The 17,000-nt window shown below is 71.1% G+C and carries 15 protein-coding genes and 1 pseudogene; 7 read left to right on the top strand and 9 right to left on the bottom strand.

Annotated elements, in window-relative coordinates:
- Positions 1-4: 4 nt before the first annotated feature.
- The 3 genes from ACLQ26_RS21790 to ACLQ26_RS21780 all read right to left on the bottom strand — a co-directional run bounded on the left by ACLQ26_RS21790 (position 5) and on the right by ACLQ26_RS21780 (position 2,492).
- The gene (locus ACLQ26_RS21790; RefSeq protein ID WP_393133573.1) at positions 5-661 is read right to left on the bottom strand and encodes an amino acid ABC transporter permease; all 657 of its coding nucleotides are present in this window, start codon (positions 659-661) and stop codon (positions 5-7) included.
- An 80-nt stretch (positions 662-741) separates the two neighbouring features.
- The gene (locus ACLQ26_RS21785; protein WP_425746170.1) at positions 742-1,677 is read right to left on the bottom strand and encodes a glutamate ABC transporter substrate-binding protein; all 936 of its coding nucleotides are present in this window, start codon (positions 1,675-1,677) and stop codon (positions 742-744) included.
- A 59-nt stretch (positions 1,678-1,736) separates the two neighbouring features.
- On the bottom strand, positions 1,737-2,492 hold the full coding sequence (locus ACLQ26_RS21780; RefSeq protein WP_425746169.1) for an amino acid ABC transporter ATP-binding protein: 756 nt from the start codon (positions 2,490-2,492) through the stop codon (positions 1,737-1,739).
- A 196-nt stretch (positions 2,493-2,688) separates the two neighbouring features.
- On the opposite strand from ACLQ26_RS21780, the gene selD reads away from it, so the two are divergent.
- Positions 2,689-3,678, top strand: a complete 990-nt coding sequence (gene selD / locus ACLQ26_RS21775; protein ID WP_425746168.1) for a selenide, water dikinase SelD — start codon at positions 2,689-2,691, stop codon at positions 3,676-3,678.
- A 241-nt stretch (positions 3,679-3,919) separates the two neighbouring features.
- The gene (locus ACLQ26_RS21770) at positions 3,920-4,399 is read left to right on the top strand and encodes a hypothetical protein (protein WP_425746167.1); all 480 of its coding nucleotides are present in this window, start codon (positions 3,920-3,922) and stop codon (positions 4,397-4,399) included.
- On the opposite strand, the gene ACLQ26_RS21765 is transcribed toward ACLQ26_RS21770, so the two are convergent.
- Entirely contained in the window at positions 4,345-4,629 is a 285-nt protein-coding gene (locus ACLQ26_RS21765) for a DUF2277 family protein (protein ID WP_425746166.1), read from the bottom strand. The two genes, ACLQ26_RS21770 and ACLQ26_RS21765, sit on opposite strands and share 55 nt — an antisense overlap.
- A 56-nt stretch (positions 4,630-4,685) precedes the next feature.
- Between ACLQ26_RS21765 and miaB the strand changes: the two genes are divergently transcribed.
- Positions 4,686-6,185 carry a tRNA (N6-isopentenyl adenosine(37)-C2)-methylthiotransferase MiaB gene (gene miaB, locus ACLQ26_RS21760; protein ID WP_425746165.1) on the top strand — a complete coding sequence of 500 codons (1,500 nt, stop codon included), beginning with the start codon at positions 4,686-4,688 and terminating at the stop codon, positions 6,183-6,185.
- 46 nt (positions 6,186-6,231) lie between these two features.
- On the opposite strand, the gene ACLQ26_RS21755 is transcribed toward miaB, so the two are convergent.
- From ACLQ26_RS21755 to ACLQ26_RS21740, 4 genes and pseudogenes are all read right to left on the bottom strand, one after another.
- Positions 6,232-7,122, bottom strand: a complete 891-nt coding sequence (locus tag ACLQ26_RS21755) for a pectate lyase family protein (RefSeq protein ID WP_425746258.1) — start codon at positions 7,120-7,122, stop codon at positions 6,232-6,234.
- 108 nt (positions 7,123-7,230) lie between these two features.
- Positions 7,231-7,611 (bottom strand): annotated as a pseudogene (locus ACLQ26_RS21750) (cellulose binding domain-containing protein); the annotation flags it as partial.
- 257 nt (positions 7,612-7,868) lie between these two features.
- Entirely contained in the window at positions 7,869-9,488 is a 1,620-nt protein-coding gene (locus ACLQ26_RS21745) for a cellulase family glycosylhydrolase (protein WP_425746164.1), read from the bottom strand.
- Between the two features lie 335 nt (positions 9,489-9,823).
- Positions 9,824-11,032, bottom strand: coding sequence for a DUF349 domain-containing protein (locus tag ACLQ26_RS21740; protein WP_425746163.1), 1,209 nt, complete (start codon positions 11,030-11,032; stop codon positions 9,824-9,826).
- A 201-nt stretch (positions 11,033-11,233) separates the two neighbouring features.
- On the opposite strand from ACLQ26_RS21740, the gene ACLQ26_RS21735 reads away from it, so the two are divergent.
- From ACLQ26_RS21735 to dapF, 3 genes are read left to right on the top strand one after another with little or no spacing between them, the layout of a single operon-like run.
- A complete protein-coding gene (locus ACLQ26_RS21735) occupies positions 11,234-11,965 on the top strand; it encodes a class III extradiol dioxygenase subunit B-like domain-containing protein (protein WP_425746162.1) in 732 nt (243 codons plus the stop codon).
- Entirely contained in the window at positions 11,962-12,894 is a 933-nt protein-coding gene (gene miaA / locus ACLQ26_RS21730) for a tRNA (adenosine(37)-N6)-dimethylallyltransferase MiaA (RefSeq protein ID WP_425746161.1), read from the top strand. The genes ACLQ26_RS21735 and miaA overlap by 4 nt, the downstream gene beginning before the upstream one ends.
- Positions 12,895-12,901: 7 nt before the next feature.
- The gene (gene dapF, locus ACLQ26_RS21725; protein ID WP_425746160.1) at positions 12,902-13,744 is read left to right on the top strand and encodes a diaminopimelate epimerase; all 843 of its coding nucleotides are present in this window, start codon (positions 12,902-12,904) and stop codon (positions 13,742-13,744) included.
- Positions 13,745-13,881: 137 nt separating this feature from the next.
- Here dapF and ACLQ26_RS21720 read toward each other — a convergent pair whose 3' ends face one another.
- Positions 13,882-15,348: an NAD-dependent malic enzyme gene (locus ACLQ26_RS21720; protein ID WP_393294838.1), complete on the bottom strand. Its 1,467-nt coding sequence runs from the start codon at positions 15,346-15,348 to the stop codon at positions 13,882-13,884.
- A gap of 185 nt (positions 15,349-15,533) precedes the next feature.
- On the opposite strand from ACLQ26_RS21720, the gene hflX reads away from it, so the two are divergent.
- Positions 15,534-16,988: a GTPase HflX gene (hflX, locus tag ACLQ26_RS21715; protein ID WP_266251119.1), complete on the top strand. Its 1,455-nt coding sequence runs from the start codon at positions 15,534-15,536 to the stop codon at positions 16,986-16,988.
- Positions 16,989-17,000 lie beyond the last annotated feature (12 nt).

Genomic DNA, 17,000 nt, shown 5'->3' with positions numbered 1-17,000 from the left:
GCGCTCACCGCGCCACCCTCCACTTGCGCTCCAGGAACCGCTGCAGGGCGACCAGCGGCAGGATCAGGATCAGGAAGCCGATGGTGATCCAGAGCAGGACGGCGAACTGCGGCTCACCCCGCTCGGCCATGTACGACGGGATCGCACCGGCCTCCAGCACCGAGAACCCGGCGGCGATCGTGGTGTTCTTCAGCATCGCGATGAACACGCTCATCATCGGCGGGACCATCGCCCGCAGGGCCTGCGGCAGCACGATGAGCGTGAGCACCTGACCGAAGGTCATGCCCAGCGCGCGGGCCGCCTCGGCCTGCCCGGCCGCGACCGTGTTCACGCCGGAGCGGATCACCTCGCAGACGAACGCCGAGGTGTAGACGGTGAGCGCGATGGCGGCGCTGGGAAAGTAGTCGATGTTGACGTCGAGCTTCGGCACCGCGAAGACGAGGAACGCGAAGACGAGCGTCAGGGGGGTGTTGCGCACCAGGTTGACGTACGTGGCGCCGAACGCCCGCAGGGCCGGCACGGGGGAGACCCGCATCGCGCCGAGCAGCGTGCCGAGGACGAGGCTGCCGACCGCGGCGATCAGGAAGAGTTTGACGGTGTTGGTGAACCCGTCGACGAACAGTTGCCCGTTGTCCGTCAGTACGCGGAAGAACTCGCCCATGCCTCGCTCTCAGTCCCTGGGGCGGGCGCCGGACGGGGACGAGCCCCGTCCGGCGCCGCAACTCGTGTCGAGCCGGTCGGTCAGTACCGTTCGAGCTTCGGCGGGGTGCCCGCCGAGCCGGACTTGCCGAGCGTGCCGTCGTAGATCTTCTGCCACGTGCCGTTCGTGAAGGCGGCCTCGATCTGGTCGTTCACGTAGTCGCGCAGCGCCTTGTCGTCCTTCGGCAGGCCGATGCCGTACTTCTCGGTGCTGAACGGCTGGCCGACGACCTTGAGCTCGTCCGGGTTCTGCGCCGCGTAGCCCTTGAGGATGGCGTCGTCGGTGGTGACGGCGTCGACCTTCTTGTCCAGCAGCTGCGAGACGCACTCCGAGTAGGTCTTGAACTCGACGATGTTGTTCGCCTCGGTCAGACCCTCGTCGCGGACCTTCTGGATCGGGGTCGAGCCGGTGGCCGAGCAGACCTTCTTGCCCTTGATGGTGTCCTTGCCGGTGATCGACGTCTCGTCCTTGCGGACCAGCAGGTCCTGGCCGGCGACGAAGTACGGGCCGGCGAAGGAGATGTCGTTCTTGCGCTTGTCGGTGATCGAGTAGGTGCCGACGTAGTAGTCGACCTCACCACCCTTGATCGCGGTCTCCCGGTTGGCCGACGCGATCTCCTTGTACTCGATCTTCGAAGGGTCGACGCCGAGCGTGCTGGCCACGTACTGGGCGATCTCGATGTCGAAACCGCACCGGTTGCCCTGGGCGTCCTTGTAGCCGAGGTTCGGCTGGTCGAACTTGACGCCGACGGAGACCTTGCCGGCCGCCTTGATCTTCTCGAAGGCCGGGCTGCCGGCGACGGCCGCGTCCGTCTTCGGGGTGAAGGTCGCGCCGGAGCTCTTGCAGGTGTCTCCCTGAGCGCCACCGGAGGCGTTTCCACCGGCGCTCGGCGTCGGCTCACCCTCCTTGCCGCAGGCCGCGGCGGACAGGGCGAGGGATGCCATCATGGCGACCGCCGCCACGCGCTTCATACGCATACTCTTCTCCTTCTTCGACGGAGCCCACCGAGGTGCGGTGGTAGCTCCACTACGGACGCCTAGTGCGTGAGGATCTTGGAGAGGAAGTCCTTGGCCCGTTCGCTGCGCGGGTTGGCGAAGAACTCCGCAGGGGAGGCGTCCTCGACCAGCTTGCCGTCGGCCATGAAGATGACCCGGTTGGCGGCGTGCCGCGCGAAGCCCATCTCGTGGGTGACCACGACCATGGTCATGCCGTCGCGGGCCAGCGAGGTCATCACGTCCAGCACCTCGCCGACCATCTCCGGGTCGAGGGCGCTTGTCGGCTCGTCGAAGAGCATCGCCTTGGGCTGCATGGCCAGGGCACGGGCGATCGCCGCACGCTGCTGCTGGCCACCGGAGAGCTGGGCCGGGAACTTGTCCGCCTGGTTGGCGATGCCGACCCGGTCGAGCAGGGCCAGGCCGCGCTCGCGAGCCGCGGCGGGCTTCTCCCTACGGACCTTGACCGGCCCGAGGGTGACGTTCTCCAGGATGGTCTTGTGGGCGAAGAGGTTGAAGGACTGGAAGACCATCCCCACCTCGCTGCGCAGCCTCGCGAGGGCCTTGCCCTCGGCCGGCAGCGCCTGGCCGTCGAAGGTGATGGTGCCGGAGTTGATCGGTTCCAGTCGGTTGATGGCGCGGCACAGCGTCGACTTGCCGGAGCCGGACGGGCCGATCACCACGACCACCTCGCCCCGACCCACCGACAGCGAGACGTCGTCCAGCACGTGCAGCGGCCCGAACCACTTGTTGACCGCGTCCAGCACGATGAGCGGTTCGCCCGTCGTCACGTCGTCCACCGTCCCCTGTCGTCTGCCCGGATCGGGGTCGGTTGACCCCCGGTTGGGCAACTGTAGGCGGCGGGCTGTGGCGGAACGCAACTCAGTTGGTCACGGAGCGGTAACACCGGTCACGATCGGTGTCGAGGGTCCGATTTCGGTCATCGCGCGGGCCGCAACGGTGGCGGCGACACCTGATGCCCGCGACGATAAGGACATGACCGAACCGGTACGCCTGACGAAGTACGCCCGCGGCGGTGGCTGCGCCTGCAAGATTCCGCCGGGCGAGCTGGAGGCCATGGTCGCCGGTCTGGGCCCGGCCACCGGAACGGCGGAGCTGCTTGTCGGCCTGGACCACGGCGACGACGCCGCGGTGGTCCGCCTGGACGAGCGTACGGGCCTGGTCAGCACCGCGGACTTCTTCACACCTGTCGTCGACGACGCGTACGACTGGGGGCGCATCGCGGCGGCAAACGCGCTCTCCGACGTGTACGCGATGGGTGGCATCCCGCTGGTGGCGCTCAACCTGCTCTGCTGGCCGCGCGACGTGCTGCCGCTGGAGTTGGCGCGCGAGGTGCTGCGCGGCGGCCAGGACGTGGCCCGGGAGGCGGGCTGTCACCTGGCCGGCGGGCACAGCGTCGACGACGACGGTCCGAAGTACGGTCTCGCGGTCACCGGCACCGTCTGCCCGGAGGAGCTGATCACGCTGGACGCCGGTCGGGCCGGGGTGCCGCTGTCGCTGACCAAGCCGCTGGGCGTGGGCGTGCTCAACACCCGGCACAAGGCCACCGGCGAGAGCTTCCCGGAGGCGGTCGCCACGATGAGCGCGCTCAACCGCGACGCGGCGCGCGCGGCGGTCGCCGCCGGTATCCGCTGCGGCACCGACGTGACGGGCTTCGGCCTGCTCGGGCACGCCTCGAAGCTGGCCCGCGCCAGCCGGCTCACGGTGGCCATCGACACCGCCCGGGTGCCGTACCTCGCCGGTGCGCGGGAGGCGCTGCGCGACGGGTACGTCAGCGGCGGCAGCCGTCGCAACCTGGACTGGGTCACCCCGTGGACGGATTTCGGCGCGGCGGACGAGGGTGAGCGGTTGCTGTTGGCCGACGCGCAGACCTCCGGCGGTCTGCTGGTCGCCGGTGAGCTGCCGGGCGCGCCAGTGGTGGGCGAGCTGCTGCCCCGCGGGGAGCACCTGGTGGTCCTGCGCTGACGGACACGGCGGCGCGGGCGAATACGGCGGCGCGAGGACACGCGGCCCCGATGGCACGGCGAGCGCACGATACCCGATAAACTGTCACCTTCCCGCTACTCCGAGCAATGCCGCTCAGGGAAATTTTGCCCGGAATGGTCACAGACCGGTAACTTGCCCCCGGCTGGGGTCAAATGCCCCCCACCATCGTGAGTAAGGCCCGATCCGGAGGCCGGTGGGACGAACGCAGCGAGGAGGCGGAATGACCGAGCTGTGGAACTGGAGAATCGATCGGGTACGACCCGTGGAGGTCTACCCGGCGCTGGCCGAGGCGCTCGGCCGGGTGGTGATGCCGCTCGCGGTGGCGGACCCGGCCCGACTGCCGGCGTACGCGGTGGTGTGTGACGTCTGGCAGGCGCCGGGCGAGTTCTCGACGGTGGTCGACTGCTACGGGGTGCCGGACCGGCTCCCCGAGCACGCCAGCATCGCCGCGCTGGCCCGGCTGCTGGGCCGCGACTGTCTGCTGCGCGACGACACGCTCGACGCCGGCCGGCACCTGCTCGTCGCACCGGACGGGACGGTCCGCCCGGTGCACTTCGACGTCCGGGACACCGACGACGGCGAGGTGCTCAGCCGGCGGCGGCTCTGCTCGGTGGGGGACCCGGGCTGCCGGGGCTGGTCGCAGTGTCACCGCTCGCGGTGGGCGCCCGACACCGTCGCGCCGGTGCTCGCGGCGGCCTGACCCGCGGCGGCGGAGCCCGACCCGCCACCCCGCACGACCAACTGGTCGAGCAGGGTGCGGGTGGCCTCCGTCACGGCGGCCACCGCGGCCTCGAACGCGGCGGCGTTGTGCGCGGCGGGCGCCCGGAAGCCCGAGATCTTCCGGACGTACTGCAACGCCGCCGCCTCGATGTCCGTGTCGGTCACCTGCGGGGTGAACGGCTCACGCAGCGTCTTGATGCTTCGACACATGTCGGGTGCTCCTCGGTTCGGGGCGATCCGGCCGACCCGGATACGCTGTCCTGGTCATGACTACCGCAGCGGCGGGCAGCCCGCGCACCTACCAGGTGCGCACCTACGGCTGCCAGATGAACGTGCACGATTCCGAGCGCATCTCCGGCCTGCTCGAACAGGCCGGCTACGTACGCGCGCCCCAGGCCGACGACACCCCGGACATCGTCGTCTTCAACACCTGCGCGGTACGGGAGAACGCCGACAACCGCCTCTACGGCAACCTCGGTCATCTGCGCCCCGTGAAGGACAAGCACCCGGGGATGCAGATCGCCGTCGGTGGTTGCCTGGCGCAGAAGGACCGTGGCGAGATCGTGCGCAGGGCGCCCTGGGTGGACGTGGTCTTCGGCACGCACAACATCGGCGCGCTGCCGGTGCTGCTGGAACGGGCCCGGCACAACGCGGCCGCCGAGGTGGAGATCCTGGAGTCGCTTGACGTCTTCCCGTCCACGCTGCCGACCCGCCGCGAGTCCACGTACGCCGGCTGGGTCTCGATCTCGGTGGGCTGCAACAACACCTGCACGTTCTGCATCGTGCCCTCTCTGCGCGGCAAGGAGAAGGACCGCCGTCCCGGCGACGTCCTCTCCGAGGTGCGCGCCCTGGTCGACGAGGGCGTGCTGGAGGTGACGCTGCTCGGGCAGAACGTCAACTCCTACGGCGTCGAGTTCGGTGACCGGTACGCGTTCGGCAAGCTGCTGCGCGCCTGCGGCGAGATCGACGGGTTGGAGCGGGTCCGGTTCACGAGCCCGCACCCGAAGGACTTCACCGACGACGTGATCGCCGCGATGGCCGAGACGCCGAACGTGTGCCACTCGCTGCACATGCCGTTGCAGTCCGGCTCCGACGACGTGCTGAAGGCGATGCGCCGGTCGTACCGTTCCGAGCGCTACCTGGGGATCATCGAGAAGGTCCGGGCGGCGATGCCGGACGCGGCGATCACCACCGACATCATCGTCGGCTTCCCCGGCGAGACGGAGGCCGACTTCCAGCGCACCCTGGACGTGGTGCGCGAGTCCCGGTTCTCCTCGGCCTTCACCTTCCAGTACTCGAAGCGCCCCGGCACCCCCGCCGCCACCATGGACGGCCAGCTGCCAAAGCAGGTCGTGCAGGAGCGCTACGAGCGGCTGATCGCCTGCGTCGAGGAGATCTCCTGGGCGGAGAACAAGCGCCTGGTGGGGGAGACCGTCGAGGTGCTTGTCGCGGTCGGCGAGGGCCGTAAGGACGAGCGGACCGGGCGGCTGTCCGGCCGGGCGCGTGACGGCCGGCTCGTGCACTTCGACGCCGGCAGCTTCGCCGGGTCGATCCGGCCAGGCGACATCGTGCACACCACCATCACGTACGCCGCGCCGCACCACCTGAACGCCGACGGAGCGCCACTGTCGCACCGGCGGACCAGGGCGGGCGACGCCGCCGAGGCGGGCCGCTCCCCGCGTACCCCCGGTGTGTTGCTCGGCCTGCCCACGATCGGCGCACCGGCGGTCGCCCCCGCGCCGACGACCGGCTGCGCCGCGCACTGACCCCGACCGGGGTCCGCCGCCACGGCGGACCCCGACCGGCCCACGGTCAGACAGTGATGCGACCGGCGCCGGCGCCGCCCGTCACGATGGACTTGACGGTGCTCGCGGTGTCCAGTTGGTACGAGTACGGGATGCTGGCGACGCTGCCGCCGGTCTGTCCGGCGGGCGAGTTGACGAAGTGGTTGTTGCGGGCGACCAGGCGGCCCGGCCCGGAGTCGGCCTCGCCAAGGTGGTACGTGTCGTTGACGTTCTCGAAGTAGTTGCCCTCGACGAGCACGCCGGCGTTCTCGGTGGAGGCCACGCCGTAGCCGCCGTTGGCCCGGTAGTAGTTGTTGTAGACGTGCACCGGGTTGCCGAAGCGCACCCGGGGGTTGCGCTGCCTGCTGCCGTCGAACCAGTTGTGGTGGTAGGTCACCCGCAGGTGGCCGGTGTCCTGTGCGCCGTTGTCGTCGCTGTGGCCGAGCAGCATGGTCTTGTCGTGGTTGAAGACCCGGTTCCACGACACCGTGACGAAGTCCGACCCGCGCTTGATGTCGACGGCGCCGTCGTACCCGTTGCTGAAGGTGTTGTGGTCGATCCAGACGTTGGTGGCCGACTCCTGCACGTTTATCGCGTCGTCGTTCCAGTCCCGGAAGGTCAGGTTCCGGACGATGACGTTGCGGTCACCGCTGACGTTGAGTCCGCAGCCGACGATCGTCGCGCCGGAGTTGCCGAGGATGGTCTTGTTGGACCGCACCCGCAGCATGCCCGAGCAGGAGATCGTGCCGGACACCCGGATCACCGCTGCGCCTGTCGCGTTCAGGGCGCTGGTCAGCGCCGAGGCGTTGCTGACGGTGGTGGCCGGTGCGCCGCCGCCGCCTGTGGTGCCGCCGTTCTGGGTGGCCCATCCGACGAGACCTGTCGGTGGCGGGACGCTGGGCGGCGGATCGCTCGGGATCGGTGGGGTCGTCGGGGCACCCGGCGTGCCCGACGTGTTCGGGGTGCCCGGCGTGGTCGGGGTGGCCGGCGTGGTCGGGGTGGTGGTGCCGCCGGTGCAGGCGACGTCGTTCAGGGTGAAGCCTGTCGGGTCCGGATTGCTCGAGTTGTTCCAGCTCGCGTTGAACCCGAACGAGGCGCTGCCGTTGGTGGCCAGGTTGCCGTTGTAGTCGACGTTCGTGGCGGAGACCTGGGCGCCGCTCTGGGTGGCGGTGGCGCCCCACGCCTGGCTGACCTGCTGGCCGGCCCCGTACGACCAGCGCAGCGTCCACCCGGAGACCGGGTCGCCGAGGTTGGTGACAGTGACGTTGCCGGTGAACCCGCCCGGCCACTGGCTGGCGACCGAGTAGGCGACCCGGCAGCCGGCGGCCGCCTGGGCGGAGACGGCGGTCAGGAGCCCGCCGGTGACCAGGGCCGCGGTGGCGGCGGCGGTGGTGGCGAGCAGCGTCATCCGACGCTGTGGTGTGCGCATGCTGCTTCCTCTCGATGAGGCGGACGGACCGCCGCGACGCCCATGCCCGTGGGCGGCGAGGTGGGCCGGGACCCGTGGGTCTCGGGCCCGCCGGTGCAGTTCGGGGAAAGCGGCTCCCGCGCTCGCGCCGACCACTGCGGAGGCAAGCGCTTTCCCGATGGGAACATAGAACCCCCTGGATGTAAATGCCCGGAGTGGCCGGCGCCCACGACGTGAGCGCCGGCCACTCCGGTGGCTCAGCAGCCGGCGCCGTTGAGCTTCACGCTCGCCGGGGTGCTGGCCGTGCCGTTGGCGGTGAAGCCCACGGTGACCGAGGCGCCCGCCGCCAGGGATGGCGCGTGACTGGGCGCGGCAGCCGTGACCGTCGTACCCGACTGGGTGACAGTGGCGTTCCAGCCACTGCCCAGCGTCACGCCGGACGGCCAGGTCCAGGTCACCGACCACGGGTTCACCGCGGCCGTACCGGTGTTCTTCACCGTCACCTCACCCTGGAAGCCGCCCTGCCAGGCGTTCACCTGCCGGTAGGTGACCGTGCAGGCGCCCGGGGGCGGGGTCGTCGGCCCGCCTGTCGGTCCGCCCGTAGGCCCACCCGTCGGCCCGCCGGTGGGCCCGCCGGTGGGTCCGCCACCGGACGGCGCGATCAGGTACGGCTGGAGGATCGCCTGCTTGGTGGTGTTGACGTTCGTCCAGTCGTCGAGCGCGATGCCGCCGGTGTCACCCGAGTTCGGGTTCCACGACCAGTAGGTGAACGACATCCCGGTCACCCCGGTACCGGTGTACGCCATCAACTTCTCCAGCCACACCCGGTCCTTCGGGTCGGCCAGGGTGCTGCCGAACTCACCCATCATGATCGGGGCGATGTTCTGCTTGTAGAGGTAACCGAAGTACTTGTCCCAGATGGCCGGCATGTTGGCCGGGTAGTCCGGGGCGTCGAACCAGGTCTGCCGGTAGACCGACGTGGCGTACTCGTGCGGCGAGTAGACCAGCCGGTTGGCCACGTTCAGCCGTACCGGGAACTGGCCGGCCTTCGACAGGTTGCCGCCCCACCAGCCGCAGTCCTCGTCGTTGCTCGGGTCGTTGTCCCACACGTTTGAGAGGCCACCGCTGGGGCAGCTCACGCCCTCCACGAAGATCAACCAGTTGGGCTGGACACCGAGGATCGCGTTGCCGGCCCGCTCGGCGGCGAGCCGCCAGTCCCGCGTGGTGTCGCCGCAGCCCCAGCACGCGCCGGTGGCCGCCGGGTTGGTGCCCTCGGCGTGCGGCTCGTTGTGCAGGTCCGCGCCGATCACCGTGGGATTGCCCGCGTACCGCTGGGCGAGCATCTTCCAGTCGTTGATCCAGGTCGCCTCGGAGACCGTCGGCGTGTACCAGAGCGGAGACTGCCCGGCCGACGTCGGCCGGTGCCGGTCCAGGATGATCCGCATCCCCTTGCTGCCGGCGTAGGCGATCACCTTGTCCAGGATCTGCAACGGCGAGAGCCCGATCAGGTCCGGGTTGACGAAGTCGTTGATCCCGGTGGCGGTCGCGCCCGGCTTCAGCGCGTCGTTCGAGTACGGCACCCGCAGCGTGTTGTAACCCAGCCGGGCCATCGTGTCGAGCTGCCCCCGCCACGGATTGCTCGACCAGAGCCCGTGGAAGGTCTTGTTGTCGGTCTCCATGCCGAACCAGTTGATGCCGGTCAACCTCACCGTGGCGCCGGTGCTGTCCACGATCTGACTGCCGTTCGTGTGCAGGTAACCGGTGCCGGTGCCCGCGGCGGAGGCCGGGGTGGTGCTGACGGCGGCGGCGAAGAACACGCCGGCCGCGACGGTGGCGAGCGCGGTCAGCGCACCGCCGAGAGCTTTGGGACGGAACATTCGAGCTCCACTTCACAGGCCCGACGTCGGCCAGGGGCCGCGCGGGCGAGCTGCCGTCGGCACGTCACGGCCCTTTTCGGGTACGCGGACAGTGCGCGACGGTCCATGTCACGCGGACGGGGACACTCGCGGAAGCGCACCGGCCGATCCTCGACAGCGGAACCCCGCCGTCGTCGCCCTCGTCCCGGTGGCCCTACCTGACTCCGTCGCCCATTCTCATCAGCCCGCCTCAATGCGTCAACCGCCCACCCCGCGCTCGGCCCGTGCCGCGCTCATTCCGGACGCGCGAGAGCCCCCGGTCCGCACGGGACCGGGGGCTCTCGGACAGCGTCAGGTCAGCCGGCCTGCTCGGCGAGCTGGAGGAACTGCCGCTTGGAGGCGAGGGCCTGCTCGGCCTCCTTGATCCGCCGGGCGTCCCCGGCGCTCTGCGCCCGGGCCAGCCGCTCCTCGGCCTCCGCCACCTGGGACCGCATCTGGGCGAGCAGCGGGTTGTCCTCCTTGGTGGTGCGGCGCCACGCCGAGTCCATCACGTCGCGGACCTTGTCGTCGATGACACGCAGCCGGCGCTCCAGCCCGGCAGCGGCCTCGCGGGGCACCCGGCCGGCCTCGTGCCACTGGGCCTGGATCTCCCGCAGCTTGGCCTGGGCGCCCTTCGGGTCGGCGTCGATGTCCAGGGCCTCGGCCTCGGCCAGCAGGGCCTGCTTACGCTCCAGGTTGCCGCGCTGCTCGTTGTCCCGGGCGGAGAAGACCTCGCTGCGCCGGCTGAAGAAGGCGTCCTGTGCGGCCCGGAACCGTTCCCAGAGCTTCTGCTCGGCCTCCTTGGAGGCACGCGGGGCGGCCTTCCACTGCGTCATCAGCTCCTTGAGCTGGTTGGCCGTGGCCGCCCACTCGGTGGAGTCCTTGATGGTCTCGGCCTCGGCGACCAACTCCTCCTTGACGGTCTGCGCCTGCTTGCGCGTCGCGTCCAGAGAGGCGAAGTGGGCGCCCCGACGCCTGGTGAAGCCGTCCCGTGCGGCGGCGAACCGCTTCCACAGTTCACCGTCGGCCTTCTTGTCGACCCCGCGAATGGTCTTCCACTCGTCGAGGATCTCCTTGAGCCGGTCACCCGCCGTCTTCCACCCGGTGGATTCGGCGGCGAGCTTCTCGGCCTCCTCCACCAGGGCGGTCTTGCGGGCCAGGGCCTCAACGCGGGCGGCGTCCCGGGCGGCACGCGCCTCGGTGGCCTTCTCCTCGGCGAGGGTCGCCAGCTTGTCCAGCCGAGCGGTCAGGGCGTCGATGTCGCCGACCACGTGGGCCTCGGGAAGCGTGGCGCGGATCCGCTTGATCGTGCTCAGCGAGTGCCCGGCGTCCGCCGCGCCCGAGTTGAGCCGCGCTTCGGTCAGGTCCACTTCGGTGACCAGGTCGGCGAAGCGGCGTGCGAAGTGCGCGAGGCCCTCCTCCGGTGCTCCCGCCTGCCAGGATCCGACCACCCGCTCGCCCTCGGAGGTCTTGACGTAAACGGTGCCGTCCGCGTCCACCCGTCCGAAGGCAGTCCAGTCGCTCATGTGCCCATCCTCGTTCTCCCGGCGTCGAGGGAGCCGTCCCCCGTCGCCGCCACGGCGCAGCCAAGTTACTTCCGGCATTGTCACAGGTCCGACCCGGTCCGCGTCGAGCGCCTATCGCCGACCGTGACCATACGGTGTCCTAGAGCCTGTTTGACCGGATCGGCGCGGAGACGCACCGGGCATTCCCGCTACGGTGGAAGGGTGCCACTGGTCGCCGCCGCTGTCTGCCCGCATCCGCCCCTGCTCGTGCCCGAGGTCGCCGGTGCCGCCGCGGGGGAGTTGGACGACCTGCGGGCCGCGTGTGACCTCGCCGTACGCCGGCTGCTGGCCGCCGATCCGGACGCGGTGGTGCTGCTCGGTGTCGGCCCGTCGACCGGCTCGATCCGACCTCCGGCCACCGGCTCCCTGCAGCCCTGGGGCGTCGACCTGGACGTGCCCCTGGTCCCCGGTCAGCCGGACCGGGGCGCCGTGCTGCCGTTGAGCCTGACGGTCGGCGCGTGGCTGCTGGCCCGGCACGCCGCGCGGCTCGCCGTGGCCGCCGCGCCGGTGAGCGCCGTGCAGGTGACCGCCGACGCCGGGCCGGTCGAGGTGGCCGCGCTCGCCGAGCAGGTCGCCGCGGCCGGTGACCGGGTGGCGCTGCTGGTGCTCGGCGACGGGTCCGCCTGCCGGGGGGAGAAGGCCCCCGGGTACGACGACAAGCGTGCCCTCCCGTACGACAAGCGGGTCGCCGCGGCCCTGGGCGAGGCGGACCTGGACGCCCTGCGCGACCTGGACACGGATCTGTCGGCGCGGTTGAGGGTTGCCGGCCGGGCGTCGTGGCAGGTGCTCGCCGAGGTGGCCCGGTCGAGTGGCGGCGGGTGGCGCGGCGAGCTGCTGCACGACTCGGCCCCCTACGGCGTGGCCTACTTCGTGGCGTCCTGGGAGCGGGCGTGACCGGCGACGGGGCGGTTCCGGCCGGCACGGTCGTGGCGGTGGTCGGGCCGACGGCGGCGGGCAAGTCGGCGTTGAGCATCGCGCTCGCGCAGGCCCTGGACGGGGAGGTGGTCAACGCCGACTCGATGCAGCTCTACCGGGGCATGGACATCGGCACCGCCAAGCTGACCCCCGCCGAGCGGGACGGCGTGCCGCACCACCTGTTGGACATCTGGGAGGTCACCGAGCCGGCCAGCGTCGCCGAGTACCAGCGGCTGGCCCGCGCGGCCGTGGACGACATCCTGTCCCGAGGTCGGGTGCCGTTGCTGGTGGGTGGCTCGGGGCTGTACGTGCGGGCGGTGCTGGAACGCTTCGATTTCCCCGGCACCGACGCGGCGCTGCGGGAGCGGCTGGAACGGGAGTTGGCCGAGGTGGGCCCCGCGCCGCTGTACGCGCGGCTGCGCGCCGCCGACCCCGTCGCCGCCGAGGGCATCCTGCCCGGCAACGGCCGGCGGATCGTGCGGGCCCTGGAGGTTATCGAGCTGACCGGTGCGCCGTTCGCGGCGTCGCTACCGCAGCCGACGCCGTACTACCCGTCGGTGCAGCTCGGTGTCGACCTGGACACCAGCGTGCTGGACGAGCGGATCGCGCTGCGGGTGGACCGGATGTGGGCCGACGGTCTGGTGCCGGAGACCCGCGAGCTGGTGGGTCGAGGGCTGCCCGAGGGGCGGACGGCGAGCCGCGCGCTGGGCTACCAACAGGTGCTGCGGATGCTCGCCGGTGAGCTGACCGAGGCGCAGGCGCACGATGAGACGGTCCGGGCCACCAGGCGTTTCGTCCGCCGGCAGCGGTCCTGGTTCCGGCGCGACCCGCGGATCCACTGGCTGGACTCGGCCGCGCCGGACCTGATCGGGGCCGCCCTGCGTCTGGCGCCCGCCGAGACGCGATAATGGGGGCGTGGAGTTCACCAAGGGCCACGGCACCGGCAACGACTTCGTCCTCCTGCCCGACCCGGACGGTCAGCTCGATCTGACCCCGGGGCTGGTCGCCGCGCTCTGTGACCGGCGGCGGGGCATCGGCGCGGACGGCGTGCTGCGGGTCGTCCGCGCGGCCAAGCACCCCGACGGCGCCGACCTGGCCGGCGAGGCCGAGTGGTTCATGGACTACTGGAACGCCGACGGTTCGTTCGCCGAGATGTGTGGCAACGGCGCGCGGGTCTTCGTCCGGTACCTGCTCGACAACGAGCTGGCCACGCCCGCCGGCGCGGCGTTGCCGGTGGCCACCCGGGCCGGCGTCGTGCGCGCGCTGGTCGAGGGTGACGCCGTGTCCGTGGAGATGCGACGACCCCGGGTGTACGACGCCTCGACCGCCACCCTGGGCGGGCTGACCCTGCCCGGCACCGCCGTGGACATCGGCAACCCGCACCTGGTCTGCGTCCTGCCGGCGGGCGTGGAGCTGGCGGCGCTGGATCTGACCGTCGCGCCCGGGTTCGATCAGGAGGTCTTCCCGGCCGGCGTGAACGTGGAGTTCATCGTGGCGGGCGACCCGGTCGACGCCACCGACGCGCACTCCCTGATGCGTGTGTACGAGCGTGGCAGTGCCGAGACCCTGTCCTGCGGCACCGGCGCGTGCGCGGTGGGCGCGGTGGCCCTGCGCGACGCCGGCCGGGACACCGGAGTGGTCGCCGTCGACGTCCCGGGTGGCCGCCTGACGGTGACGATCACCGAGAGCTCCTGCTGGCTGTCCGGCCCCGCCGTCCTGGTGGCGACAGGCGAGATCAACCTCCCCACCGTGCTGTAGGCCCCGCCACCCGGGTGTCCGCCACCCGGGTGTCCGGCGCGTCGATCATGAAGTTATTGCCAGCCAGCTCGGCGTGTCATGGCAATAACTTCATGATCGACGAAGAGGGTGGGGGCGGTGGGGGCGGTGGGGGCGCTTTACGGGGTTGCGCTCGCGTTTGCCGCGATCTCGGGGAGGTCGGACGGGCCGGGGTCGGCCGCCGGCAGCGGGCTGGGGTTGTGCGCGGCGGCGCGGACGGCGGCGGCGACCGCCGGGGCCACCCGCGAGTCGAAGACGCTCGGCACGATCACCGTCGGATTGATCTTCTCTTCGCCGACGACGTCGGCGATGGCCCGGGCGGCGGCGATCGCCATCTCCTCGGTGAACTCCTCGGCGTGCGCGTCCAGCATCCCGCGGAAGACGCCAGGGAAGGCGAGCACGTTGTTGATCTGGTTCGGCTGGTCCGAGCGGCCGGTGGCGACCACCGCGGCGTACTTGCGTGCCTCCCGCGGGTCGACCTCCGGGTCGGGGTTGGCGAGCGCGAAGACGATCGAGTCCTTCGCCATCTGCGCGATGTCGTCCCCGGTGAGCAGGTTCGGGGCGCTGACCCCGATGAACACGTCGGCGCCCCGGATCGCGCCGGGCAGGTCGCCGGAGTAGTTCTCCTTGTTGGTGTTCTCCGCCAGCCACTGCCACGCCGAGTTGAGGTCGGTCAGCCCGCGGTGCAGGGCGCCCTGGCGGTCGTACGCGATGATGTCTCCGACGCCCTGGCGCAGCAGCAGCTTCATGATCGCGGTGCCGGCCGCGCCGGCGCCGGAGACGACCACCCGCACGTCCGCGAGCTGCTTGCCCACGACGCGCAGCGCGTTGGTCAGGGCGGCCAGCACGCAGATCGCGGTGCCGTGCTGGTCGTCGTGGAAGACCGGGATGTCCAGCGCCTCGCGCAGCCGGGCCTCGATCTCGAAGCAGCGCGGCGCGGCGATGTCCTCCAGGTTGATCCCGCCGTACGCGGGCGCGATCGCCTTGACGATCTGCACGATCTCGTCGGTGTCCTGCGTGTCCAGCACGACCGGCCAGGCGTCCACGCCGCCGAAGCGCTTGAACAGCGCGGCCTTGCCCTCCATCACCGGCAGCGAAGCGGCCGGGCCGAGGTTGCCCAGGCCGAGCACCGCCGAGCCGTCGCTTACCACCGCGACGGTGTTGCGCTTGATCGTCAGCCGCCGGGCGTCCGCCGGGTTCTCGGCGATCGCCATGCAGACCCGGGCCACCCCCGGGGTGTACGCCCGGGACAGCTCGTCACGGTTGCGCAGCGCGACCTTGGAGGTCACCTCGATCTTGCCGCCGAGGTGCAGCAGGAACGTGCGGTCCGACACCTTGCGCACGTCCACGCCGTCTAGCGCGGTCAGCGCCTCGACCACCTGGTCGGCGTGGCCGGCGTCGGCGGTGTCGCAGGTCAGGTCAACGATCACGTGGGTCGGGTCCGAGTCCACCACGTCCAGCGCCGTGACGATCGCCCCGGCCTCGCCGACGGAGGTGGTGAGCCGGCCGATCGAGGACGCGTCCGCGGTAACCGCGATCCGGATGGTGATCGAAAATCCGGCGCTCGGCAGTCGGGTGATGGCCACGGGATCCCTCCGTCACGGCTGTGCGGCCGGTCGGCCGCCGCCTGAGCATTTCTACCGGGTTGCCGAGGTCGACCGGTATTCGCCCCCACTTTTGGCGACGTCCAGCACGGGCATATAGCAGGTGCGTTCGGCGTTGTGTCATGTCAGGATTACGTTCTACTCATCATTTCGGACAGGAGAACCGCTTGCGAGACCAGGAGAGCTTCGTCCCCGTCGAGGACGAGTTCGACGACGTCACCACCGGCGAGATGGAGCTGTCGGAGCGACAGTCCCTGCGACGCGTTCCGGGCCTGTCAACCGAGCTCTCCGACGTCACCGAGGTGGAATACCGCCAGCTGCGGCTGGAGCGGGTCGTCCTGGTGGGCGTCTGGACCGAGGGCACGGTGACCGACGCGGAGAATTCCCTCACCGAGCTGGCCGCGCTGGCCGAGACCGCGGGCTCGCAGGTGCTCGAAGGGCTGATCCAGCGACGTACGCGACCCGACCCGGCCACCTACATCGGCCGCGGCAAGGTCGACGATCTGGGCGCGGTGGTGCTCTCCACCGGCGCCGACACGGTCATCTGCGACGGTGAGCTGTCCCCGTCGCAGCTGCGCAACCTGGAGCAGCGCACCAAGGTCAAGGTTGTCGACCGCACGGCGCTGATCCTCGACATCTTCGCCCAGCACGCCAAGAGCAAGGAAGGCAAGGCGCAGGTCGAGCTGGCTCAGCTCCAATACCTGCTGCCCCGGCTGCGCGGTTGGGGTGAGACGCTCTCCCGCCAGACCGGTGGTTCCGGCCGTGGCGGCGGCGCCGGCGGTGGCGTGGGCGTGCGTGGTCCCGGTGAGACCAAGCTGGAGACCGACAGGCGGCGTATCCGCCACCGCATCTCCCGGCTGCGCCGCGAGATCAAGAGCATGCGCACGGTACGCGTCACCAAGCGCGCCCGTCGCACCCGCAACTCCGTGCCCGCCGTGGCCATCGCCGGCTACACCAACGCCGGCAAGTCCAGCCTGCTGAACCGGCTGACCGGCGCAGGCGTGCTGGTGGAGAACGCGCTCTTCGCGACGCTCGACCCGACCACCCGCAAGGCCACCACCTCGGACGGGCGGCTCTACACGCTCTCCGACACGGTGGGCTTCGTCCGGCACCTCCCGCACCAGATCGTCGAGGCGTTCCGCTCGACGCTCGAGGAGGTAGCGGAGGCGGATCTGGTGGTGCACGTCGTCGACGGCACCCACCCGGATCCGGAGGAGCAGGTGCGGGCGGTGCACGAGGTGCTCGCCGAGGTGGGCGCGGACCGGCTGCCCGAGCTGCTGGTGGTCAACAAGACCGACGCGGCCGACGAGGACGCGCTGCTGCGGCTCAAGCGCCTCTGGCCGGAGGCGATCTTCGTCTCGGCGTACTCGGGGCGGGGGATCGACGCCCTGCGGGCGGCGATCGAGGAGCGGCTGCCGCAACCGGCTGTCGAGGTCCGGGCCGTCCTGCCGTACGACCGGGGCGACCTGGTGTCTCGCGTGCACCGCACCGGTGAGGTGCTCAGCACGTCGCACCTGCCGGAGGGCACCCTGCTGCACGTGCGGGTCAGTGCGGCGCTCGCCGCCGAGCTGGCGCCGTTCGACGTCGCGCGGGAGGGCCAGGCGGTCGGCAGTCGGCCCTGAGCGGCCCCGGCG

Origin of the sequence: Micromonospora sp. DT43 (assembly GCF_049841645.1) — a bacterium.
Classification (GTDB): domain Bacteria; phylum Actinomycetota; class Actinomycetes; order Mycobacteriales; family Micromonosporaceae; genus Micromonospora.
The sequence above is the reverse complement of the archived record's forward strand: the minus strand, read 5'-3'. Positions and strand labels throughout refer to the sequence as shown.